General features: G+C 50.9%; 22 protein-coding genes. 15 read left to right on the forward strand and 7 right to left on the reverse strand.

Annotation, left to right across the window (positions count from 1 at the left end; all coding sequences use genetic code 11):
* The first annotated feature begins 28 nt into the window (after nt 1-28).
* The 4 genes from AC27N8_RS31730 to AC27N8_RS31745 all read left to right on the forward strand — a co-directional run bounded on the left by AC27N8_RS31730 (nt 29) and on the right by AC27N8_RS31745 (nt 7,230).
* Nucleotides 29-2,218 (forward strand): vWA domain-containing protein, encoded by a 2,190-nt coding sequence (locus tag AC27N8_RS31730; protein ID WP_487073067.1) that lies wholly within the window; start codon nt 29-31, stop codon nt 2,216-2,218.
* A 1-nt stretch (nt 2,219) separates the two neighbouring features.
* A complete protein-coding gene (gene rsmG / locus AC27N8_RS31735) occupies nt 2,220-3,005 on the forward strand; it encodes a 16S rRNA (guanine(527)-N(7))-methyltransferase RsmG (protein ID WP_487073069.1) in 786 nt (261 codons plus the stop codon).
* 240 nt (nt 3,006-3,245) lie between these two features.
* Nucleotides 3,246-6,038, forward strand: coding sequence for an FxSxx-COOH system tetratricopeptide repeat protein (fxsT, locus tag AC27N8_RS31740; protein WP_487073071.1), 2,793 nt, complete (start codon nt 3,246-3,248; stop codon nt 6,036-6,038).
* Between the two features lie 436 nt (nt 6,039-6,474).
* A complete protein-coding gene (locus tag AC27N8_RS31745; RefSeq protein ID WP_487073073.1) occupies nt 6,475-7,230 on the forward strand; it encodes a hypothetical protein in 756 nt (251 codons plus the stop codon).
* A 70-nt stretch (nt 7,231-7,300) separates the two neighbouring features.
* Here AC27N8_RS31745 and AC27N8_RS31750 read toward each other — a convergent pair whose 3' ends face one another.
* Together AC27N8_RS31750 and AC27N8_RS31755 are read right to left on the reverse strand one after the other, a co-directional pair.
* On the reverse strand, nt 7,301-8,221 hold the full coding sequence (locus tag AC27N8_RS31750; RefSeq protein WP_487073075.1) for an NADP-dependent oxidoreductase: 921 nt from the start codon (nt 8,219-8,221) through the stop codon (nt 7,301-7,303).
* Between the two features lie 135 nt (nt 8,222-8,356).
* Nucleotides 8,357-9,271 (reverse strand): alpha/beta hydrolase, encoded by a 915-nt coding sequence (locus AC27N8_RS31755; protein ID WP_487073077.1) that lies wholly within the window; start codon nt 9,269-9,271, stop codon nt 8,357-8,359.
* A 300-nt stretch (nt 9,272-9,571) separates the two neighbouring features.
* On the opposite strand from AC27N8_RS31755, the gene AC27N8_RS31760 reads away from it, so the two are divergent.
* Nucleotides 9,572-9,961: a hypothetical protein gene (locus AC27N8_RS31760; RefSeq protein WP_487073079.1), complete on the forward strand. Its 390-nt coding sequence runs from the start codon at nt 9,572-9,574 to the stop codon at nt 9,959-9,961.
* Here AC27N8_RS31760 and AC27N8_RS31765 read toward each other — a convergent pair.
* On the reverse strand, nt 9,933-10,796 hold the full coding sequence (locus AC27N8_RS31765; RefSeq protein ID WP_487073081.1) for a helix-turn-helix transcriptional regulator: 864 nt from the start codon (nt 10,794-10,796) through the stop codon (nt 9,933-9,935). The genes AC27N8_RS31760 and AC27N8_RS31765 overlap by 29 nt on opposite strands.
* A gap of 200 nt (nt 10,797-10,996) precedes the next feature.
* Here AC27N8_RS31765 and AC27N8_RS31770 point away from each other — a divergent pair, with 200 nt between their 5' ends.
* A complete protein-coding gene (locus AC27N8_RS31770; protein ID WP_487073083.1) occupies nt 10,997-11,569 on the forward strand; it encodes an isochorismatase family protein in 573 nt (190 codons plus the stop codon).
* A gap of 26 nt (nt 11,570-11,595) precedes the next feature.
* Here AC27N8_RS31770 and AC27N8_RS31775 read toward each other — a convergent pair whose 3' ends face one another.
* Nucleotides 11,596-12,636, reverse strand: a complete 1,041-nt coding sequence (locus AC27N8_RS31775; protein WP_487073085.1) for a LacI family DNA-binding transcriptional regulator — start codon at nt 12,634-12,636, stop codon at nt 11,596-11,598.
* A 711-nt stretch (nt 12,637-13,347) separates the two neighbouring features.
* On the opposite strand from AC27N8_RS31775, the gene AC27N8_RS31780 reads away from it, so the two are divergent.
* The 4 genes from AC27N8_RS31780 to AC27N8_RS31795 all read left to right on the forward strand — a co-directional run bounded on the left by AC27N8_RS31780 (nt 13,348) and on the right by AC27N8_RS31795 (nt 17,718).
* Complete coding sequence (locus AC27N8_RS31780; protein ID WP_487073087.1) at nt 13,348-14,682, forward strand: ABC transporter substrate-binding protein; 1,335 nt, start codon at nt 13,348-13,350, stop codon at nt 14,680-14,682.
* A gap of 112 nt (nt 14,683-14,794) precedes the next feature.
* Nucleotides 14,795-15,802: a carbohydrate ABC transporter permease gene (locus tag AC27N8_RS31785; protein WP_487073089.1), complete on the forward strand. Its 1,008-nt coding sequence runs from the start codon at nt 14,795-14,797 to the stop codon at nt 15,800-15,802.
* 3 nt (nt 15,803-15,805) lie between these two features.
* Nucleotides 15,806-16,630, forward strand: a complete 825-nt coding sequence (locus tag AC27N8_RS31790; protein ID WP_487073091.1) for a carbohydrate ABC transporter permease — start codon at nt 15,806-15,808, stop codon at nt 16,628-16,630.
* 59 nt (nt 16,631-16,689) lie between these two features.
* A complete protein-coding gene (locus AC27N8_RS31795) occupies nt 16,690-17,718 on the forward strand; it encodes a zinc-dependent alcohol dehydrogenase family protein (protein WP_487073093.1) in 1,029 nt (342 codons plus the stop codon).
* Between the two features lie 63 nt (nt 17,719-17,781).
* Here the strand turns inward: AC27N8_RS31795 and AC27N8_RS31800 are convergent, their stop codons facing one another.
* Complete coding sequence (locus AC27N8_RS31800; RefSeq protein ID WP_487073095.1) at nt 17,782-17,934, reverse strand: hypothetical protein; 153 nt, start codon at nt 17,932-17,934, stop codon at nt 17,782-17,784.
* Between the two features lie 110 nt (nt 17,935-18,044).
* On the opposite strand from AC27N8_RS31800, the gene AC27N8_RS31805 reads away from it, so the two are divergent.
* Together AC27N8_RS31805 and AC27N8_RS31810 are read left to right on the forward strand one after the other, a co-directional pair.
* Complete coding sequence (locus tag AC27N8_RS31805; RefSeq protein ID WP_487073097.1) at nt 18,045-19,001, forward strand: PfkB family carbohydrate kinase; 957 nt, start codon at nt 18,045-18,047, stop codon at nt 18,999-19,001.
* Between the two features lie 17 nt (nt 19,002-19,018).
* Nucleotides 19,019-19,153 carry a hypothetical protein gene (locus tag AC27N8_RS31810; protein ID WP_487073099.1) on the forward strand — a complete coding sequence of 45 codons (135 nt, stop codon included), beginning with the start codon at nt 19,019-19,021 and terminating at the stop codon, nt 19,151-19,153.
* Between the two features lie 68 nt (nt 19,154-19,221).
* Here AC27N8_RS31810 and AC27N8_RS31815 read toward each other — a convergent pair whose 3' ends face one another.
* Nucleotides 19,222-19,686 (reverse strand): hypothetical protein, encoded by a 465-nt coding sequence (locus AC27N8_RS31815; protein ID WP_487073101.1) that lies wholly within the window; start codon nt 19,684-19,686, stop codon nt 19,222-19,224.
* 239 nt (nt 19,687-19,925) lie between these two features.
* Here AC27N8_RS31815 and AC27N8_RS31820 point away from each other — a divergent pair, with 239 nt between their 5' ends.
* Nucleotides 19,926-21,227, forward strand: a complete 1,302-nt coding sequence (locus tag AC27N8_RS31820; RefSeq protein WP_487073103.1) for a hypothetical protein — start codon at nt 19,926-19,928, stop codon at nt 21,225-21,227.
* 200 nt (nt 21,228-21,427) lie between these two features.
* Nucleotides 21,428-22,183 carry an SDR family NAD(P)-dependent oxidoreductase gene (locus AC27N8_RS31825; RefSeq protein WP_487073105.1) on the forward strand — a complete coding sequence of 252 codons (756 nt, stop codon included), beginning with the start codon at nt 21,428-21,430 and terminating at the stop codon, nt 22,181-22,183.
* A 50-nt stretch (nt 22,184-22,233) separates the two neighbouring features.
* Here the strand turns inward: AC27N8_RS31825 and AC27N8_RS31830 are convergent, their stop codons facing one another.
* Complete coding sequence (locus AC27N8_RS31830) at nt 22,234-22,662, reverse strand: hypothetical protein (RefSeq protein WP_487073107.1); 429 nt, start codon at nt 22,660-22,662, stop codon at nt 22,234-22,236.
* 286 nt (nt 22,663-22,948) lie between these two features.
* On the opposite strand from AC27N8_RS31830, the gene AC27N8_RS31835 reads away from it, so the two are divergent.
* On the forward strand, nt 22,949-24,031 hold the full coding sequence (locus AC27N8_RS31835; RefSeq protein ID WP_487073109.1) for a HoxN/HupN/NixA family nickel/cobalt transporter: 1,083 nt from the start codon (nt 22,949-22,951) through the stop codon (nt 24,029-24,031).
* Nucleotides 24,032-24,083: the final 52 nt, after the last annotated feature.

The raw sequence follows: 24,083 nt of genomic DNA on the forward strand, positions 1-24,083 counted from the left end.
CAACCGAGCGATGTAAAGGATGCGCATTATGTTCAATCGATTTTATCGCAACCGTTACGGATATACGCGTTGGGATGGCACACAGAAGATCGATGGCCTGGACGCCGATGATATTCTTAATGCTCTCTCCGACGACTACATGGAAGAGGGGAACCTGCAACAGGCGCTGAAGCGTCTGATGCGGGAGGGCGTCAGGGGTCAGGATGGCAGCAAACGGGCGATGGGGCTCCGTGAAATGATGGAACGTATGCGCCAGACTCGTCAGGAGCAATTAAGTAAGTACAATATGGCTTCGGGCGTCATGGATGATCTGCGTCAGAAGCTTGAAGAGATCAAGCAGATGGAGCGCGACGGCATCCAGCGTCGCGTCGACGGCACCCCTGACGAGAAATCATATCCACCTGGTGCACAGGGCCAGCCGCATGGTGATCAGTCCCCATCAGATCAGCAAGGCGAGCAAGGTCAGTCAGGACAACAGCCATCCGGCCAGCAGGGCCAACAAGGTCAGTCTGGTCAGCAGGGACAATCCGGTCAATCCGGACAGTCCGATGATGGCGATCTGACTCCGGAACAGAAGCAGCGCATGCTGGAGATGATCGCCAAGCGTAAGCAGGATTTTCTCGATGCTCTGCCGGGCGATGTGCCCGGTCAGATCAAAGGTCTCTCCGACTACGATTTTATGGATGAGCAGGCGCGAGAGAAGTTCCAGGAGCTGATGGCTGGCCTTCAGCAGCAGATGATGCAGCAGTTCTTTCAGGGTATGCAGCAGGGATTGCAGAATATGACTCCTGAGGATGTTGCCAATCTGCGCGAGATGATCCGCGATCTGAATAAGATGCTGCGCGAGCGTCAGGAAGGCATCGAGCCGGACTTCGACGCGTTTATGCAAAAGCATGGTCAATATTTTCCGGGCGTCAACTCCCTGGACGATCTGATCGAGCAGATGCAGCAGCAATCGGCAGCTATGCAGGCCATCATGGATAATCTCTCACCCGAACAGCAGCAAGAGTTGCAGGATCTGATGGATCAGATGATGGGTGACGATCGTATCCGTGTTGATCTGATGGAACTGGCGCAGAATATGCAAGCCATGGCCCCTTCCGAGCCATCCAGGACACGCTTCCCTTTCCAGGGCGACGAGACGCTCCCTCTCAATGAGGCGATGCGGATGATGGGTCGCATGCAGCAGATGGAGGGTCTTGAGGAGCAGATGCAGGACGCTCGTCGGCTGGAGAATCTGGAAGCTATCGATAGCGAAAAAGTCAAAGAGTTGCTGGGCGATGAGGAATATCAATCGATCGAGCAGCTAAAACAGATGATGAAGACGCTTGAAGAGGCTGGCTATATTCAGAAAAAAGGGAGCCGTTGGGAGCTGACCGCTCGTGGTATTCGTAAGATTGGTCAGAAGGCGCTCCAGGACATCTTCAACAAAATGAAGCGTGATGGCTTTGGTCGTCACATCAGTCCCTTCCGAGGTGTCGGAGGAGAGCGTACCGACGAGAGTAAGCCGTATCAATTCGGTGATCCCTTCCTGCTCGATCTGGAGCGGACGCTGATGAATGCGGTCCATCGACGTGGCACTGGCACACCTGTCGACCTGGCGAAAGAGGATTTTGAGGTCTATCGTACCGAATTGACCACGCAATCATCTACCGTCCTGATGATCGACATGAGCAACAGTATGATCTACAATGGCTGCCAGCAATCCGCCAAGAAGGTCGCCGTCGCTCTGGAGAGCCTGATCCGCTCGCAGTTCCCACGTGATAATTTATATGTGGTTGGTTTCTCGTATCTGGCACGCGAATACAAGCCGAACGAGCTTTTATCCTTGAGTCAGCTGGATAACCAGCAGGGCACGAATATGGCTCATGGCTTGATGCTTGCTCGACAACTACTCGCCAAGCAGCGCGGCACCAATAAGCAGATCATCATGATCACCGATGGCGGACCGACTGTCTGGTACGAAGAAGGAGCTGGCTGGCTCTTCTCCTATCCGAGTCCCTACGCCGAGCAGCAGGCGCTGCTAGAAGCGCAGCGCTGCACGCGTGATGGTATCACCATCAACACATTCATGCTCTACGACGATCAGTGGATGGTCGCTTTTGTCAACCAGCTGGCGCAGATCAATCGTGGACGCACCTTTTACGCCGATAAGGATAATCTTGGTGAATACTTGCTGGTAGATTATCTCAATAGTAAACGGAAGTTAGTATCGTAGTATGTCTGAAGACGTTCGGAGTGGAACCGCCAGCGAAGCAAGCAATGCAGGAGCTGGCGAAGCAGTAAGCACAGAATTTCGTCAGGGATTAGTACAGTTAGGGCTCTCAACGCAAGTTGAGAGTGCCTTTCTGCTCTATCGACGGGAACTCCTGGAGTGGAATACCCGCTTTAACCTGACCGCCATCAAAGATCCAGCAGAAGTCTTAACCAAACACTTCCTTGACTCGCTCTCCCTATTGCAAGCCTATCCGAGCCAGAGCGCCATCCACATCCTGGACATCGGCACCGGAGCGGGCTTTCCCGGCATCCCTCTCAAGATCGTGCGTCCGCAGTGGCATCTGACCATGATCGAAGCCACCGGCAAAAAGATTACCTTCCTCCAACATATGGTTGACACTTTACAACTGAGCAACGTTGAGATTATCCAGGGACGCGCCGAGGATATCGCTCACAAGCGTGCGTATCGCGGACACTTCGATCTGGTGACCGCACGCGCCGTCGCAGCACTGCCCGCGCTCTTGGAATGTAGTGCTCCCTTTTGTCGTCGCGGTGGCCTGTTGATCCTGCCCAAGAAAGGCGACATCGATGCCGAACTCATGCAGGGCAAGCGTGCCGCCAATCTGCTGGGGACACGCCTGAAAGCCAATGTGGCTGTCACTCTGCCCACCCTTGATGATGGAAGACGACTTCAGGTCTGGGAACAGTATAAAGAGTGTCCACCACAATATCCCCGCAGTTGGGCCGCCCTGACTAAAAATCCGCTGGGCTCTGGCTCTGCCGTGTGACTTTTTGAGCTGACCGGCGATAAAACGTTGTGATTGTGGCTCTACACTTCTCTTTGCTGGCTTACTAAAAGGGCTTCATGACAAATGAGAGCACGTAAGTCCTGATACATTGCTTTGATGATAGGAATGTCTATATTGTATATATGATCAAAGCGATAAAAAGCCGTACCTGGCTGTGATAAACGAGAACGGCTCAATGAAGGAGCCGTTTTTGTGATGAGAAAGTGATGGGAAATTTTTATGCCACGAAATGAAGCTTTAAGACGACAGCGTATCCTGCGCAATTGGCGACAAGAAGATATCGCGCAACAACTGGATATCCCGCAGAGCACTGTACAACGCTGGGAAAGGGGCATCCATCATCCCAGCGCTTACTACCGGATGAAGCTCTGTGCTCTCTTTGATCTTAGCCCACAAGATTTGGGATTGGTCGAAGATCTCGAACCATCGCCACAAGAGGAGAGAGAAGAAAGATCACTGTGTGGTGATGACCCATCGCAAGAATTTACGCTATGGACCATACCACATACACGTAATGCTCATTTTACCGGGCGTGAGGATATTCTTGAACATATCATAGACTTCTTTTCTATCGCGAAGGCAGAGACAGCAGGGGATCAGACTGCATCGCCCCGAGCCTATGCGTTGAAGGGGCTGGGGGGCATTGGGAAAACGCAGATTGCGGTCGAATATGCGTATCGGGCTCGTGAGCAAAAGCGCTACACCCATATCCTCTGGATCACGGCCACCAGTGAAGAAGCCATTCTGAACAGTTTCGCGGCTCTTGCTCAACGCCTGCCAGTGTTTTCTTCCAGGGATGTGACCGATCAGCGAAAACTTGTGGCGATGGTGATTGGCTGGCTGGAGCAGTGTCTTCAGTCCTGGCTGTTGATCATTGATAATGCAGATGACATTGCGCTGGTTCACCCCTATGTGCCACGCATAGGGAACGGTTGTATCTTGTTCACCACACGAGCAAGCGCAGTGAGCACTATCGCCTCATCTCTTGAAGTCGACAATATGAGCATTTCCGAGGGGATGACCTTCTTGTTACGACGGGTGGGTTTGTCTCAGGCAGATCTCTCTCATTCTGAGATGGAGCATGCTACCCATCTTGTTGTGACACTGGCACAGTTTCCGCTGGCACTTGATCAAGCAGGAGCCTATATTGAAGAAACAAGGGGAAGCTTTTCGAGTTATTTTCAGCTCTATGAAACGTATCGTCAAAGCTTGCTTGCCAGACGTGGTATGCAAATGACCTTGTATCCTTATTCGGTTGCGACGACCTGGTCGCTGGCATTCGAGCATGTAGAAAACATCAACCCGGCTGCGGCCGAACTGTTACGTCTGTGCGCCTTCTGTGCCCCTGATGCTATCCCCGAGGAATTGCTGATACGAGGTGCTGCTCATTGGACTCCGCTGCTGAAAGAAGCGGTGACGGATCAATTCAGCTTCAACCAGATGCTAGAAACCTTGCTGGCCTTTTCTTTAATTAAGCGTTCAGTTGATGATTCCTGTCTGAGCCTGCATCAGCTAGTACAGGTCGTACAGGTGGAATGTATGACTCCACAAGAGCAACGCCAGTGGGCCGAGCGTCTGATATATGCAGTTAATGCTATCTTTCCTAATGGAAATGAGCCAGAAACCTGGGCTCAGTGTCAGCGCTATCTGGCGCAGGTAGACGTTTGTTCCTTACGCATCGAGCAGTGGAACGTGATCAGTGTAGATGCAGAGCGGTTGCTTCATCAAGCAGGTGTCTATGCGAGAATACATACTCTCCATGTTCAGGCAGAGCGCTGGCTTGCTCAGGCCCATGCTCTCCGTGAGCACATGCAAGGAACGGAACACGCTGAAGTGGCAGAAAGCCTCAAGGAATTGGCCACGCTCTACCAGCTGCAAGGGAAATATAAGGAAGCGGAATCATTCTACTTACGTGTCCTGGAGATCCAGGAGCGCCAGTTGGGGGGCGAGCATCCTGATATTGCAACCAGCCTTAGCGGCCTGGCATTTGTCTACTGGTGGTTGGGAAGGTACAAGGAAGCGGAATCACTCTATGTGCGTGCCTTGACGATACAGGAACAGCAGTTGGGAGTCGAGTATCCTGATATTGCAGAAAGCCTCAACGGCCTGGGTATTCTCTACTGGTCATGGGGAAAATATCAGGAAGCGGAACCACTCTTGCAGCGTGGTGTGAGCATTATGGAGCAACAGTTGGGGCCAGAGGATCCTAATATTGCAATAGGTCTGAATAATCTGATATTGGTATATTGGTCATGGGGGAGGTATCAAGAAATGGAAGCGTTCTTGCCCCGTGCTCTGCGCATTGGGGAGCAGCAGTTGGGGCCAGAGCATCCCTATGTGGCAATCGGCATGAGTAATTTGGCCTTATTACACTGTTCAAGAGGGAGGTACCAGGAAGCGGAACCACTCTTGCAGCGTGGTGTGGGCATTATGGAGCAACAGCTGGGGCCAGAGCATCCCTATGTGGCTATGGGTCTGAATAATTTGGCCTTAGTGTACTGGTTATGGGGGAAGTACCAGGAAGCGGAACCACTCTTGCGGCGTGCTGTGCACATTGTGGAGCACCGTCTGGGACCAGAGCATCCCGAAATAGCTAGTGGCCTCAACGGATTGGCATGTCTCTATACCAGGCAAGGAAAATATGAGGAAGCAGAACCGCTCTACTTACGTGCCTTGGAGATCCGAGAACAGCAACTGGGAGGAGAGTACCCGGCAGTGGCAGAGAGCCTCAACGGCCTGGCATGTCTCTACACTGACCAGGGGAAATATAAGGAAGCAGAGCCGCTCTACTTACGTGCTCTGGAGATCCGAGAACAGCAATTGGGAGAGGAGCGTGTGGCGGTGGCGGAGAGCCTTAACGATCTGGCATGTCTCTATACCAGGCAAGGAAAATATGAGGAAGCGGAGTCGCTCTTGCTGCGTGCCCTGGAGATCCGAGAACAGCAATTGGGAGAGGAGCATCCTGATACGGTTGCCACGCGCACTTGCTTAAACTTACTTTGTACAAAATAAAACCGTCCTTCTGGGGGAGCAGTACACTTTCAGCGTTTGAGTGACGCTGCCCCTCCTCAGTTGACGTTAACTACTCGCTCATGGCATGTCGATGACATAGGAAGAAACGCTGTCAAAACGCTATCCAAACGCTCGCCAATGCTCTACCACCTCACTTTCCAATCCTCTATACTACTTCATATGTTTTGCAATAACACCTTTTTACTGCTTGATATTTGATAAGAAGCATAATAAATACTTCTCTCTATTCCATTTGCGAGGAGATGAATGCAAGCAACTTCTCTACGAATTTGCTTTGTTGTAGTGATGTTTCCAACGAGATGAAACGAAATAGTTTTTTTGATACTTTCTCCTTTCTCTTAAATGGAAGATCATCGCTTCTCACTCTTTTTCAGCACTGGGATATCACCTTGTTTACATCGAAAGGAAATCATACATGCCTCGCAGAACTCAAGAAGTCTCTTATTCAGAGCATTCTGAAAATATATCTAGTACATCATCTGGAAGTCAGAGAGATGTGTTACGGCATGCAAGTTCATATCGAGATTCATCTCGTGTTAATTTGCAAACAGAAGAAAACAGAGGTGGAGATGCTAACACGCCCTGGGGTAGAGAGATGCATATAAATATGAATATGACTATGCCAGGATATAGAGGTGGATATGTGGAGAGTGGGAGTTCTGAAGTGAGCTCAGAACATGCTGGATCTTATGAGACACAAAGCAGAGGTGGATATATTAACGAGCCAGGGAACAGAGGTGGATTTTATGGTGGTGGGAGTTCTGATGTGGGCTCACAATATACCGGATTTTATCAGACAGAGAGTAGCGGTGGATTTTATCGCGGTGAAGCTTCTGCATACAGCGAAACCCCGCCAGTATTAGATACATCTAGTCGGTCCAAGGGGGGCAGATTTAAAGAGGAACTTGATTCGCCTACGGCATTAACTAAAGCTCATGAGACGCTGGAAAGCTGGATAAATGACGATATTGCTGCTGGAAAAGAGCCAGGAGCGTGGATTACCGCGAAAAAAACTGGTACAGGAAAGCGAGGAGACCGTGTGGATTATACGCTTTCGGATGGCAATTCATATCAAGTTTCAGCTCGCGATAGCCAGAGATTAGACAATCTTATAAACAGTCACAGAAGTGCTACTGCTGAAGAGGGAAATCAGGCAGTATACTGGGATTAAAACCTCCATTGCCGTTCTTGCGCTAACTCAGCTTGCTTGTTGTAGAGCAACAAGCAAGCTGAGTATATGCTTATGGTACGAGCACAATCTTGCCACGCGTATGATGCTGCTCTAGATCGCGAAATGCCTCCTGCACCTCCGAGAGAGGATAGGTGCGAGCGATCGGAATTTCTAATTCTCCCCGATCGATGAGCTGGGCGAGCTCGGTCAGGATTGCGGTCGTGGCTCCTTGAGAGTGACCTTCTCCTTTGATGCCATACTTTGCCACCGCCTCAAAGTTAATAATTGTATCGATCCGTTCGGGTTGGACGCCAAGCTTGAGGGCGAGTTCGACGTAATCGGCCCCAAAGGTATCGATAAAGGCGTCGAGATGATTATCGCTGGCTTTGCGCAGACGCTCCTCGATTCCCTCACCGTAGGCGACCGGGATAACGCCGTGGTCGCTCAGCCACTGATGATTCGCTGGACTCGCCAGGCCAATCACTCTGGCGCCTACTTTTACCGCCAGCTGCACCACGATTGAGCCGACTCCACCTGCGGCTCCTGAGACCGCCAGCGTATCTCCCTTTTTCAGCGAGACGGCACGAATGGCCGCGTACGCTGTGGACCCGGCGACAAACAGCGCGCCTGCGACTTCCCAGGAGACGCCGTGCGGACGATGAATCATCTCGTTGGCCTCGACGATGACAAATTCTGCCTGGCTGGCTCGATTGTTCGTAAAACCGATGATCTCATCGCCTACGGCAAAATCCTTTACGCCCTCGCCGATAGCGTCGATCACGCCCGCCAGATCGGTACCCTGTCCGGAGGGAAATGTGGAGGGCCAGCGCTCATGGAGCAGTCCCTTGCGGATGGATGCCTCACCGGGATTAATCCCGGCCGCTTTGACTCTGACAAGGACCTGTCCAGGACCTGGCACGGGCTGCTCGACATCGACGACCTGCAATACGTCTATCCCACCATACTGATTTAATCTGACTGCTTTAGCCATGCTTTCACGCTTTCTTTTCTTATCACTCAACTGATTTTTTGTTACCCTCGCGTCTATATATCGCATTCAATATATGACACGCTCCATGTTTGATCCTCGTGACCCGAGATTTTCTGTAGCTGTCTTGCTTCTCTCTTACTGAGACAACTTTGTTTGACGACGGATAAACTTCCCCATGTTCTCCAGCGATTGCTGACCTTCAGGCAAGACGCAGGCAAATGCTTGGAACACATGCCACATATCATCCCATACAGTCAGCTCGACTGGAACATCCGCAGCCCGGGCGTGTTCTGCGAGTAGAAGGGAGTCATCCAGAAGGACTTCGTCATTACCGACTTCGATCAACAGAGGGGGGAAGCCATGCAGGTCTGCGTTGATAGGTGAGAGGAGCGGATTATGTTTATCTTCTGTGCCAGCATAAAATGTCGCTAGAAAGTTGATCGCCTGTCCCGAAAAGACGGGATCGACTGCGTCGCGTGTTGTCCGACTCTCAACTGTGCCAACAAAATCGGTCCAGGGCGAAAGGAGTACTGCTCCTGCTGGCAGTGGTATGTTCTTTTCACGCGCTTTTTGCAGCAGCGCCAGGACCAAGTTGCCACCTGCGGAATCGCCTCCGAGTATGATATGCTCCGGTTTAATTCCCTGCGTCAGCAGCCAGTTATAGGCTGTCAGCGCATCGTCAAGCGCGGCAGGAAAGACGTGTTCGGGCGCGAGACGATAATCAATCAGCAAACCACGCACACCTGCTGTGTTACTGAGACGTGCGGCCAGATCACGATGTGATTTGAGTGAACCAATGACATAAGCACCGCCGTGGAGATACAGCAACACGCGTTCCGTATCGGCATCTGCTGGATAAATCCATTCCGCTGCTATGCCATCTACATTCACAGACTCGACACGTGTCCCTTCTGGCAATGGGATTGGATGTCCGAGATAGTTTTCAACCAACAGTTCATATGAGACACGCTGCTCGGGCAATGGGACGCTTGGAGCATTCTTACCGTCCAACAAATAAGGGCGGATCTGCAAGCTTTCTGGGCTAGCCATAAGGAAACACCTCATCTTGTAACAAGCTACTGGAAATAACCAGAGACAAAAGTTTATCTACGGCTACTATATCTGAAACACTTTGATCATGTAAGAAGTTACTAAAAAGTGATAGGGTTACCAGATAGAAACCAGGAAGCAAACCTCTTTTGTTGATATCTATAATTGCTGCAATAACCTCAAGCAAGAGAGCGATTCGAAACGTTCCACTGGCTGATTACGTATCTGAGGGAGGATGCTATGTTATTAGAGATATTCTTATAGTCAAATATAGAGATGCCGAAAGGATGGGTTTTGACCATGGGTGCTGACGAGGAAAAAGTACGTAAGGATGATCGTCGCTATACACAGCAGGAAGGTGGATTGGCAGGTGCTGGCGGTGGCAATATCCCCAATGGAGGGGCGCCCATTGGTCATGGATCTGCTCCAGAGGAGGGCGAAGACGTGAAAAATGTCGATGCGCATGCTACCAATCAGGAGAACACTTTGGGGAATATCAACGCATCGGATATGCCTGCGCAAGGGACGTTAGGTGGACGTAATCCCGGGCAACCCAATAAGAATATTGGCGATATGGATCGTCCACGGGAGCAGGGTGACATGGAAAATGGCCCGATTGATCCCATGACTTCAAGGGCTCCCCATAAAGTCAACGAGCATCCTAAAAAAGATCCTCAACCGGAGGCGTAGATCTCTGAAGCAGCTGGCAAAGCTTTGCGGATGTTCCTGTATTATCTACTGGCGTATAGGTTGTCATCTTTAATTCAGGTGCATCATAGACCTGAAATGTGAGGTGTTCAAATACCAGATGTCCTGCCTGTGGATGATTAAGGATTTTTTCACCCTCAGTAATGCGTAGAACCTCATGCTCTGGCCACCAGGAGCGAAATTCGGGACTCTGCTTCATCAGATCGTCCCGTAGCTCTGTCAGTTGTGGATCATCAGGGAAGCGCCCGCAACTGGCGCGAAACTGTGCCAGGATATGCCTCGCGTGCTCTTCCCAATCCACGACCATCCGTCGATGGTCTGGCGACAGAAATATGCGCCAGACCACATTGCGTTCGTGTGGAGTCATCTGGCGGAAGTCTCCAAAGACAGCGCATGCAGCCTCATTCCATGCCAGGATGTCCCAATACTCACTGGTCACATAGGCGGGAATGGCACCCAGATGGTCGAGAAAGTGCTGGACCGCTACACTTACTGTCTGCTGTGAGGGAGTTCTTTCTGGCGGAGGCTGTTGATGGGCTAAAAAGAAAAGATGTTCTCTCTCGTTACCATCGAGACGTAAGGCATGTACCAGACACTCCAGGACCTGAGTCGAGACCATGATCGAACGTCCCTGCTCCAGCCAGGTATACCAGTCAACACTGACGCCTGCCAACTGAGCAACTTCCTCCCGCCGAAGTCCTGGCGTGCGACGCCTTCCTCCCGCTGGCAACCCAACCTGTTCTGGCGTCATGCGCTTCCTGCGTGTCTGCAAGAAATCTCCTAGCTCTTGCAAACGTCGCTGATCTTGCTGCTCCAAGCTCATTTGCTCCCCGGCCCCTTCTTTCTAGACTGTATCAGCTCTATCCCAGGAGTTTTGCTCCTATGATAATTTCTCATCTAGTATAGCAGCCATGCTCAATATACACTAGCGATGCGGTGCAGGTGATGTTGCCAGAGGTGACCGCTCTCAATGCGCGCTACTAAAAAGTCTATTTATACTAGAAGGAGTATCCTTTCATGACGCAACTTTTCGATTGGAATACCACAGCTCTCGTTGTGATTGATCTACAGCAATGGATCAGAAGCAATCAATATGCTCCCTATTCGGGAGAGCAGGTTGTGGCGCATGCCGCCACGCTGGTGGAGGCTTTCCATACGCACCATGCCTTTGTGGCGCTGGTACACGTGTCGACCAATGATGGAAAAGACATGGTACAGCCTCTCCTGGATCAGGAGCCGCCGAACATGAATTTTGTGGATGGCTGGCATGAGATCGTGCCTGAACTTGGTGCCAATAGTACGGACCATATTGTGACCAAGAAGCAATGGGGTGCTTTTTACGGCACAGATCTTGATTTGCAGCTCCGCCGTCGAGGCATCACAACGCTGGTGCTTTGTGGCATCTCTTCCGGCATCGGCGTGGACACGACAGCCAGAGAAGCATTTCAGCATAACTATAACATCATTTTTGCCAGCGATGCTATGACTGCCTTTACGCAAGCTGAGCATGAATACGTTCAGAGTTACATCTTTCCGAAAATTGGTCGCCTGCGCACGACCCGGGATATCCTTGATAATGCTAACGAGTAAACAGCCTCTACTCTTCGTATATCTATTCAAGTCCCTGTTTGTGTTTGCAGCGTGGCACCACACGACTCACGTACGATCAGTGTCGGTGCCAGACGTATCTCTCTGGGAGATGCCTGTCGATTCTTCATACGCTCGAAGAGCAGATATGCAGCCTGTTGGCCTATCTCGTAAGTTGGCTGGCTGATGGTCGTGAGCCTGGGATAGACCACAGAAGCCCATTCGAGATTATCGAAGCCGACCAATGCGATATCCTGGGGGCAGCGCAGGCCGAGCTTATTGATGGCTTGTAGCGCGCCGATGACCATCAAGCCGTTCATGACAAACAGGGCTGTCGGGCGCTCAGGCCGGGACAAAATGTGGAGCGTCGCTTTTTCTCCGCCATCGATGCGCGAATTGGCTTCCGCGACGAGCTCGGGATCGAAGGGGATATGATGAGCCTCAAGGGCTTGCTTATAGCCGATTAGACGTTCTTCGGTGGTGGTGATGCCTGCGATGCCGGTGACGATCCCAATGCGTCGATGATGCAGGCTGATAAGATGCTCTACCGCCTGCCGGGCTCCCGCGATGTTGTCGACGAGAACTGCGTCGATGCCGGCTTTGAATAGGGAGCGATCAATGCTGACAAGTGGCAGATGATGTCTCGGCCAGGTGCGCAGGTAGTCGTGATTGCCATTTGTCAGGGCGACGATCAAGCCATCGGCGCGTTTGTTCTCCAGGAGGTTGAGATAGCTCATCTCCTTTTTGATGTCCTCGTCGGTATTGCCAAGGATCAGTGAATAGTTTTGAGCGTTCGCGACGTCTTCTACGCCTCGCACGACGCTGGTGAAGAAAGGATTGGTAATATCGGAAATGATCAGGCCGATGGTATGGCTGACCTGTGTTTTTAAGCCTTGAGCGAAGCTGTTGCGTTCATATCCTAGCGCCTTGATACTCTCACGGACGCGTTGTGCTAGTTCGGGACTCACATACTTGTTGGCGTTAAGCACGGCTGATACAGTGGCTACGGATACCTCTGCCCGGAGCGCGACATCCTTAATCGTTGGAGGATGATCGGCTGACTTCTCCATATTTAAAAATCCTTTGGTTTTTTGCGTCACGAATGCCATCGTTTTAGCTAATCGTTACACTGAAGATATATCATGGATGTTAGATTTATGTCAAGCGCGGGTTTTGGGCGCTTGCTCCACTGCGTGAATTTCTCTCTTTTGTGGCCTTGACAAGCATGAATATCGTATGGTATGGTTAGTGAAACGATTAGCTAATCGTTTCACTGGTTTTCTCGTTAGCGACGTTGGTTTTGCAATTCATCAATGGGTGATGAGGCAGGAGTAGGCCAGGATGAGTTATTTCATCTTAGCTCATGTGCAAAGAAGCAATATATTTTTGATTATCTGCTGTAGTGAAGAGTCGCTTTGATTGTTTTAAGGTGTGTTCTTTTCTACACGTATTGCTACACTACACCTCTAGAAGCCTCCAGGATACGGTTTCATTGAAGGTTCGCATACTTCTTTGATCGGTCACGGCGTGCACTGTATCCATGAAGATCACTCCAGGCAACATTATCTGAAGGAAGGACTCATGACGATTTTTTGCCCTTTTTCGCCTCTTTAGTAGAGAGAATGCTATCCATCTGCCATGTGCAGCAGGCATGGAGATCCATTTTCTGTCCCTGTAGTAGCGCCCTCATTGTATCGTCTCGTTTTATATACCAGTCTTGGAAGTAGGTATTCGAAATGAAGAGATTTTTGCGCATTTTTTCTGTTCTCACGGTATGCAGCATGTTTTTGATGACCATCGCGGCCTGTTCCCCAGCGAGTCAGACCTCCTCCGGGAATACGGTTACGCTGACCGTCGGTACCGTCAACAATTCTCAGATGGTGCAGATGGAACAGTTAACGACGCAGGTATTCCAGAAGGATCATCCCAATATTAAAGTGAAGTTTGTGACTCTGCCCGAGGATGATTTGCGTACCAAAGTCACGCAAGATGTGGCGACGAATGCTGGCAAGTTTGATATTGCGACCATCGGAAGTTATGACACTCCGATCTGGGCTCACAACGGCTGGGCTGCGAATCTGACGCCGTATCTTGATAAGATGTCGGCCTCTGACAAGAGTAGTTACAATTATGATGATCTGCTCAAACCTGTGATGGCATCGCTCTCGTACCAAAACAATCCCTATGCCCTGCCATTTTATGGTGAGAGTAGCATGTTGATGTACAATAAGAAAATATTTGCCAGCCATAATCTGACCATGCCTTTGCATCCGACGTGGGATCAGATTGCCACCTTTGCCAAAGAATTGAATGATCCTTCTACCGGGACAGTCGGGATCGCGTTACGTGGTCAGGCGGGCTGGGGTATGAATCTGGCTCCGCTGAATACGGTGATCAATACCTTCGGCGGTCGTTGGTTCGACGAAAATTGGACTCCTCAGCTTTCGACTCCTGCCGTCACGAAGGCGGTCACCACCTACGTCAATCTGCTGAAGAACTACGGTGAATCAGGCGCTTCCACCGCTGGTTGGGAGGAGTGCTTGAGCTTGATGACTCAGGGTAAGGCCGCTATGTTCTATGATGCGACCTCCTTTGGTGGCTCGCTTGAGTCCCCTTCGACCTCTAAGATCGCAGGTAATGTTGGCTATGCCTATGCACCAACCGAGGTGACGACTAACGGTAGCCGCTGGCTCTGGGCCTGGGCTCTGGGCATCGTCAATTCCAGCCACAACAAGGATGCTGCCTTCCAGTTTCTTACCTGGGCGACCAGTCCTCAGTATCTGACCCTGGCTGGCAAAACCTTTGGTTGGGCCAACGTTCCTCCTGGTACCCGCACTTCGATCTATCAGAACGCCGATTACCAGAAGGCGTCTCCATTTGCTGCACTTACGCTGGATTCGATTAATACGACGACCCCAAATCAGCCAACCCTCCAGCCGGTCCCGTATCATGGCGTGCAATTTGTGGGTATCCCGCAATTTGAGGATGTGGGTCAACAGATCAGCGAGAATATCTCCGCTGTCATTGCCGGAAAAATGACGGTTGCCGCTGCCTTAAAGCAATCTGATCAACTATTATCATCGCAAGTGAACAAGAGTAACACTGCTGGCTACTAATACTGTTTTCTGCGCCTGTAACGAGGAGGCTGTTTATCATCTTGATGATAGACGGCCTCGCTCAAACATTTTCGGATTTGTTCGGTACGCAGACAAAAAGAAAGGTTTGGCCATGAGTGAGGATGGCTTTACGATGAAGCAACATGCGTTGGCTCTTCAGCGAGCTGAGTCGACCAATGCTCTCAAGGCTGCCAACGGTACGGTGACAACTGAGGAGCGTGTGAGAATGGCTCGGAAGCCAATGTCTCAGCGCCGTAAGGTGTTATGGCTGTATATTCCAGCGCTTGTCTTTATGCTTGTAATGACCCAGATCCCCTTCTTGTTGACCATCTGGTACAGTCTGCACTCCTGGAGTCTTTTGCAGCCAGCGGCAGGCTTTAATCTGGTCGGCTTGTCCAACTATGTTCATATGCTTTTTGGTGATGTCAACTTCTGGCCGGTGATGGGTCATACGCTGGAACTGGTCGTGGGAGCGATTGCTCTGGCGCTGATCGGTGGAACCATCTTAGCGTTGCTCTTGAACCGTCCCATCTGGGGGAAAAGCGTCTTGCGTGGCGCTGCGACGATCCCGTTCCTGGTGACGCCGGCCGTGATGGCTCTGGTCTGGAAAAACCTCCTGCTGAGTCCTGACTTTGGCTTGATCGATTGGATCTTTAAGTCGGCTGGTTTGCCTGCTGTGGCCTGGTTCTCTTCATTTCCGTTGGAGAGTGTGACGCTGATTGTGGCCTGGGAATGGACTCCTTTTGTGATGCTGGTGCTCCTGGCGGGTCTCCAGGCCGTACCGGATGAAGTTTTGGAGGCGGCGAGGGTCGATGGCGCAAATGCTTTGACGACTTTTATCCGTATCGTGTTCCCGTTGTTGCGACGCTCCTACGAGGTAGCGATTCTCTTTGGAACGATCTTTATCTTTCAGACCTTTGGTGAGATCTACCTGACAACTGGCGGTGGACCTGGTGTGGCGACAAATACGCTGCCTTATTATACCTATTCTACGGCCTTCACCTCATTTCAGATCGGTCAGGCCGCGACGCTGGGCGTGATTGGAGTGATCATTGCGATCTTTGCCGCCAGAGGGATGCTCCGCGTGACTGCCGATAATACGCCGGATGAAAGGGGCTAACACATGACATTTTTTAGAAGAATCTCAGCGCCATTTTTGTCTGTGCTCACCTATCTGCTGGTCCTGCTATTAATCTTCCCGGTGATCTGGATGGTCATTACGGGCTTTAAGCAAGAGGCAGACGCCTATTCATCATCGCCGACGCTGTTTTTCCAACCAACGCTGGATCAATTCGCGCTGGTAGTAAATTCAGGCTTCGCCGCCTATCTATTCAATAGCGCGATTGCCTCGCTGGTCTCGACGGCGATTGCCCTGATCTTAGGCGTGCCCGCAGCGTATTGTATGGTCTTTCAGATGCGCAAAAAATCGTCCAACGACATGCTCTTTTTTGTGCTCTCGACGCGTTTTATGCCCTTTGCGGCCATCCTCATTCCGCTCTATGTGATTTTCACGCGCCTTAACTTATTGGATAATGTCTTTACCCTGGTGCTGGTCTACACATCGATGAACCTGCCCCTGATCATCTGGATGGCTCGCTCTTACTTTATCGATCTGCCTCTGGAGGTCCTGGAAGGTGCCTGGCTGGATGGCAGTTCTACGCTGCGGACGATTATCAGTATCGTGGTCCCGATGGCGGCTCCCGGCCTGGCGGCGGCGGCCTTACTCTCCATCATCTTTGCCTGGAACGACTTTTTCTTTGCCGTCACCTTAACCTATACCGATGCGCCGACGCTACCCATCATGGTCGCAGTCTTCTCTAGCAACCAGGGATTATTCCTCGCAAAAGTCTCAGCCCTGGCGACCGCGATTATTATTGTCCCCGTGATTCTAGGCATCTATGCTCAGAAGCATCTGGTTCGCGGGTTGACTGGTGGTGCGGTAAAATAGTGGGGACGGAGATTTTTTTGTGGATAGAGTATTATACAAGTAGTGAAAGAGGATGAAGCATGCGTGCAGTTATTATTGATAAACCTGGAGAGATTCGTGTCGGAAACGTTGCCGATCCAACGCCGAAGCCCGACGAACTGATCATCAAGGTGGGAGCATGTGGTATCTGTGGTACCGACCTGCATATTGCCCAGGGAGAATTTCCTCCCACACCTTATCCGATCGTGCCGGGACACGAGTTTGCCGGCGAGGTTGTCGCGTTGGGAAGCAATGTCCAGAACCTGAATGATAAAAATAGGCCGTTGGTGATCGGGAGCCGGGTCGCCGTTGATCCATCGCTCTACTGTGGACATTGCTTCTTCTGTCACACTGGACATGGGAATATGTGCGAGAATTGGCAGGCGATTGGGGACACTGTCAGCGGCGCTTTTGCCGAATATGTGGCCGTGCCATTTGCGAATGCCTACCAGATTCCTGATCGGATCACGTTTCGTGAGGCGGCCTTAATTGAGCCAGTCGCCTGTGCTGTCCACGGTGCTCATCGACTCGAACCAAAGCTGGGCGAGAGCATGCTGATCGTTGGAGCTGGCACCATGGGTTTACTGCTCCTGCAACTTCTCCTGCGCGGAGGCGCGTCACGCGTCGCCATGATGGATCTCAATGAGCAGCGTCTCGAAACTGCCAGAAAGCTCGGCGCGGATCGTACCGCAACCTCGATTGAGGCGCTGCTGGCAGATGAGCCTCTCGGCTTCGATTGCGTCGTTGACGCCACAGGAGTCTCGCGAGCGATTGAGTCAGCCTTCACCGCAGTCCGGCGCGGAGGAAAGTTCATGGTGTTCGGAGTCGCTCCACAGGAGGCTCGCGTCGCCCTATCTCCGTTCCGCATCTATAACGAAGAGATCACCATCGTCGGCTCAATGGCGATCCTGAACTCTTATCAACAGGCCGTCGACCTTGTCAGCGGAGGAGCCATCGACACCAAAACCATGCTCACGAAAGCTCTTCCTCTGGATGGTTTTTCGCAGGCACTCGATATCGTCAGACGTGGCGAGGGCGTGAAAACGCAGATCCTGCCCAACGGCGAATAAAAATCCGCACATAAACGTGTGCGTACAATATTGTTACGTGAAGGAAGCATCACCCCAAAGGGATCAAGCAAGCAGACGTAGCGGCGCGGCTCCGCCGTGCTGTCTGTGGCTCGTATGATGCGGCCTGGGTGCGTCTCTCAATGGAACGCCATGGGCAACGTTGCCATACGAGCTACAGACAGCACGGCGGAGCCGCGCCGCTACGTCGGTGGACATGTCACCCTATTGGGATGGACGCCTCCAATACAACTTTTATGCATTGACTTTATTTACAAACTTTACGGGAGCGTAAAACGTTCCGTGTTACGAGAAGAGGAACCGGTTTTATGGACGTTATCACCTGTGGTGAATTGCTCATCGACTTTGTCTCTCTGGAAAGTGGAGCGACGCTTGCTCAGTCAATCACATTTAAGAAGGCGCCTGGAGGTGCTCCTGCTAACGTCGCCGTAGGTCTGGCGCGCCTGGGTAGGAGTACCGCTTTTATTGGACAAGTCGGAGACGATGAGTTTGGTCACTTTCTCGCTGATATCCTCCAAACCAACGGGGTGGATGTGCGTGGTCTAAGCTTTTCCGAACAGGAACGTACTGCATTAGCCTTTGTCTCATTGCTCGCCAACGGTGAGCGTGACTTCATGTTCTATCGACATCCAAGCGCCGATATGACCTGGCAGTTTCGAGCCGAGGATGCAGATTTCTTATCCTCGGCTCGTATTTTTCACTACGGATCCATCTCGCTGATCAACGAACCCAGTCGCAGCTCGACACTTACCGCCTTGCGCTACGCCAAAGAAGGTGGAGCACTTATCTCCTACGATCCAAATCTCCGGCTCCCGCTCTGGTCCTCGGCTGAAGCCGCTCGCGCCGGTATCCTGGATGCCTGGCACTATGCTGATCTAATCAAGGTGAGCGAAGAAGAGCTATCCTTCCTGAGCGGCAAAGATACGATCGCAGATGGCGTGTGCTCACTCTGGTCCAAGAGCCTGCAACTGCTAATTGTCACGCAGGGCAGTGCTGGCTGTAGTTACTATACCGCCACGGAGAGTGGACATCTACCCGGCTTTACTGTCAACGCCATCGACACCACGGGAGCCGGCGATGGTTTTGTTGCTGGTATGCTCTCCGGCTTGCTTGACGCAGATCTTCAACTTGATACGTCATCGATAGAAAAAGCTCTAGCATTAGGGAACGCGGTAGGAGCGCTCGCCACCACGCAGCGTGGAGCTATTCCGTCCCTCCCAACTGGAGACGAAGTCCAGGCATTTTTGTTACAGCATTCTTCTTAACATCAGGAGATGATCTTATGGCTGATCAACAGGTGAAGCCGCCGGCCCCACCACATATTGTAACGGTTGAATTAGCTCCAGGGCACTACTCAACGCAACTGAGTTGCCAGTTTCCTGAATCCTTGTTGGCAATCAGCCTGGCCAGCGTCTGAGACAACAGCCGCTCTCATGAGCGGCTGTGAAACTATTATTATGTATTGACTATCTTCTCTCGTGCCCTCTATATATCGTTTACGTACCTATCCTGTGATTGTACCTGCTGCCGTGTCTCAGGCTTGACTTCCTGATAGATGGCAAGGATCGGAATCACCAGTGGGAGCATCAAAAATATTGATTGAATGGCATACTTGTGCATCGACTTTACCCTGTGTATCGGCTCAAACGCTGCTTCTCGCGCAGCACTTTTGTGCTTGATGATGCTGATGGCATAGAGCAACATGGGTATATAGTTGAGCGTGATCCACGAGAGTACAATGCCTATGATCAGCAGAAGAATGGGACTGTCACTATTGCTGAAAAAGGTGTACAGGGTATAGATACCCAGCAAGCCACTGACAACCACTCCAAAGGCAAACTCTGCCAGAATAATCCAGCGACCGTGAATCGAGATATCCAGAGCTGCCAGTTTTCTTATATTGATGAACATTTCCTTTTGCGCCTCTTGCTGTTCTTGTTGTGTGGTCATATACTTCTCCTCAAGCGATAAGAATAGACAGCTATTTCAACGGCGATGGTAATTTGCTTGTATTATACATCCTTATTTTCACATCGTCATATATGTATAACGTGGGAGAGGTGAGCAAAAGATGAGATATAAGGGAGAAATGCTTGACCAATGAGCACGAGTCGTGCGAAGATGTGTAAACATGTTGGCTCCAATGGTGAGGACAGTTCTACTTTATGCTACGCAAGAGGAGAGATCTTTTGAAGCATATCAAAGGGCACGCATTAATCTATCTTGGCCTGGCGATCTATCTTCTTTTCTATCTATCAGCCTTCAAGACCGGATGGTTTGACCTCTTTTTTTCTGGTGCAGCGTTGCACATAGGTGCCAGGGGGATCGACTTTTATCAACTACCGCGTGGAGCCTGGGCATTCTGGCATGGTGGTGCGCTGACCGGTGAGGCACTCCCCGATGGATCGATGTATGCGCACAATGAATCTGCCAATCCGAACGTCTATCATCCCTTATTCACGCTCACGCTGGGATCATTTTTGATGCTTTTTGAGCCGGTGCGTGCGTTATATGTCTGGCTGGGCATCAAACTTGTGCTCTCCTTGATTGTCATAGACTATTTTTATTGGAGTTTTCGTACCTATAAATATATTCAATTTGCTGTCTTCCTCTTACTCGCAAATTTCAGCATCTATTTAGAACTGGCTGCCGGACAATTTCAATTTGTCTTAAATATATTTCTGCTACTCTTTTTGATCACGCTGGTCAAAGGTCAATCTCGTCTGGGGAGCAGCATGTACTACACGCTGGGCCTGCTGATAAAGCCTGTGGGAGCGCTGTTTGTCTTTGCCCTCTTTTTTAAGCGCCACTGGCTGATCGCTGGACTTGGTCTGATGCTTTTTGTTGTCTACACAGCCATCTTCTGGTTCAATGGCCTGGGGACCTATTACGTCGATAACTTACTGGCCAATTTTTTTTCATCGGCGAAGGCGGGACCGAATCAGATCATCACCTTAAACGCGCTGCTACGCTTTAGCCCTCTCACCGACTGGCCTGATTTCGTCTACAAGATTATCCAATATAGCGCCCTGCTAGGAGTCATTTTTTTAAGCTCATTGCGACGTATCCATATCAGCAAAGCGATCTTTTTTACGATTGTTTACTATCTCTGCTTTTATGAGCAAGTCTATGAATATCAATGGTCCATTTTAGCCTACGTCCTATGTATCTGCGTCGTCCTCCTGCCAGAATTCCAGACCCGCTTCTCCATCATCTGCTGCCTGCTCATCTGCCTGCCAAGCTGCTTTGTTATCTTGAGCCTCTTTCATATCGACGTGCTCAACGTGAAAGTTCTCGGCTGGCTGCCTGACGTATCAGGCTGGGAATTGATGGTGATAAGTAAACTGCTCCCTCTGTTCTTGCTGTGTGGAAGCGTTCTCCTGGTGGATATCGAAGCCCTCATCAATCGTATCCAGAGGAAGAGTATCGTTGGTACTCCTGTTAATCCAGATCTACCTATAATATCTGATGAACCCCAAATTACTGATTGAGGAATTCCTTTTGTCTACTCTGCCTTGTTCGATACATCAGACTCTGTTATGCTGTAGAACAAGTGAATTACCTGGCTGCTACGTGGGCTGACCTGGTTGCCTCACGGCTACACGGAGATCTTTGGATGCATGTCTCAGGTTCCACATTGGCACTATGAACTTTGACTAAGCGCTACATTAAAATAAAAAGGTAGAAAGATATGGATATAGCAGGAAAAGTGGCTTTGATAACGGGTGGAGGTACTGGCCTTGGCCGGACAATTGCGCAGCACCTGGCTCATAAAGGGATGCATATTGCGGTTGGATACTCTCATTCTAAAGATGATGCGACTGACACTGTCCGGATGTTGCAGGAGATAGGCGTACAGGCGCTGGCGGTGCAGGCTGACTTGAACGCTCCCACTGCCGTGGCTGAGAGCAAGCAGATGGTTGAGCATGTCGCCGCACACTTTGGACGGCTGGATCTGTTGATTAACAATGCTGGCACTACGCGAGCCGTGCCCTTTGCACAGATTGATAAGCCTACGGAAGATGATTGGGATACGGTCCTCAACGTCAACACCAAAGCTCCCTTTTTCACGACGCAGGCAGCCGTGCCGATCATGAGACAAAATGGAGGCGGCCAGGTAATCAATACGGCCTCCATATCTGGGATTCGCGCTGGTGGTGGCAGTAGTATTGCCTATGCCGTCTCCAAAGCGGGAACAATTCACCTCACCAAATGCCTGGCGGTCGCGCTGGGACCAGATATCCGCGTCAACGCCGTGGCGCCAGGTTTTCTTGCCACACGCTGGAACGTACATTTTACCGCTGAACAACTCCAATTGGTCACCCGACAAGCTGCGCTCAAGAAAGCGGCCGATCTGGATGACGTTGCGGCTGTCTATGTGATGCTGGCCTGTAATGAGAGCATCACTGGTCAGGTGATTACTGTCGACGCCGGGGTGACGGCATAATTCAGGTTGACCAGAGAGCAGAGATCTTGCTCTCTGGCGCGCTAAGTGTCCTACTGATAAGGAATGAAGATGGATGGATCGCCCTTACACCCAAGGATATGAAGGCCATCGCTCAAGAGCCTGGCCTGATTGCAGGCGATATCGGCTATGAAATGATGGAATGCTGGTACCATGTACGTATAAAGCGACTCATGAATTTGACACGTGGGAGAGATCCAGAACTTTCTGGTCGAACCAGTATCGATCCCCATCACATGAAATGTCAGCGTCTTATTGGCGCAAATCTGTGTAGCCAGCCAGAAGCATCGTTCAATTCTGTTTGCGTTGGGAGTATATGGGGGACCACCGTGGGAATCGACCTCTCCGCAATCGGTTGCAATCGGAGCTGCGGAAGCGCCTGGGATTGCCAGGAAAAGGATGCATGTGCCCGCCATCGTAAGTATGATGAACAGAGTGGTGAGTAGTCGCCGTTTTATCATGACAGACTCCTTTAACGAATATCTCCTCTATCTACGATCAACCGCCCGTGTCTCATAGAGATATTCTTAGTTGAATGACGATGAAGCTGCTGTAAAAGTTCCCACACAACTTTTGTTATTAGGAAATTTAAGTAATTGCAAATCATTTGCAATTACTTTTTTTTGCGCGTATACTCTCTACGTACCATTTTCAATGGGACAGCTTTAGGTCGTGCTCCGCAGATCACTGAGGATTGTTGGACGGAGCTGCTTAGGCCCTCATGCTCAATCGTCACCTGGAGGTTTCATGAGTAGTAACTTTGGTCTGGCTGCACTTTCGCGGGTCTATCAGCAGAGCTCGCCTGATGTGCGTCGCAGAGTGGTCGGTATTTTTGTGTTCCTGATCGCCTATAACGTGCTGGTCTGGCTACTTGCCTTCTCTTTATTTCATAGCCGTCCAGACTTATTAGCTCTATCCTTCACCGCCTATACCTTTGGCCTGCGCCACGCCTTTGACGCAGATCATATCTCGGCGATAGATAACGTTACCCGCAAGCTGATGCAAGAGAAGCAACGGCCGATTGGAGTTGGTTTCTTCTTCTCGCTTGGGCATTCCACCATCGTTATCGTCTTAACTGTCTTGCTAGCATTTGCCGCAGTCGCCCTGAACAACTTCGACCGGCTCAAGGATATCGGTGGATTGATAGGTACCAGCGTCTCAGCATTTTTCCTGTTAATCATCGCGGGCATCAACATCGTGATCCTGGTCGACGTCTATCGGACGTTTCACGAGGTGAGGCAAGGTGGCACATATAACGACACGATCCTGGATGAATCTTTGAATAAACGTGGACTCATGGGACGCTTCTTTCGTCCCCTGCTCAAGATGACCGATCGTAGCTGGAAGATGTATCCCATTGGCGTGCTCTTCGGCCTGGGATTCGATACCGCTACCGAGGTTGGTCTCCTGGGGATTGCCGCCTTTAGCGCCGGCCATGGAGTCCCGATCGCAGCCATCCTGATCTTTCCCGCCCTCTTCACCGCCGGCATGACCCTGATGGATACGACCGATAGCGTCCTGATGCTTGGAGCTTATGGTTGGGCCTTCGTCAAACCGATGCGTAAACTCTACTACAACCTCAACATCACCTTTATCTCAGTCCTCGTTGCCCTGATTGTCGGAGGCATTGAAGCTCTCAGCATCGTCGCCACCGAGATGCATCTCCGTGGCCCCTTCTGGGACCAGATCGACGTCCTCGACGGTCAATTCGGCCTGCTTGGCATCATCATCTTTGGAGTCTTCATCGCCAGCTGGCTTATATCGACCATTATATATAAGGTCAAGCGCTACGACGAGATCGACATCAGCTGGGACAAAGCCACCCCGTAGCGTCGTACCCAAGGGTACGATGTCCCAGTTTCTCGTACGAGACAGCAGCATC

The sequence above is a fragment of the Dictyobacter sp. Z7_2 genome (assembly GCF_057551105.1).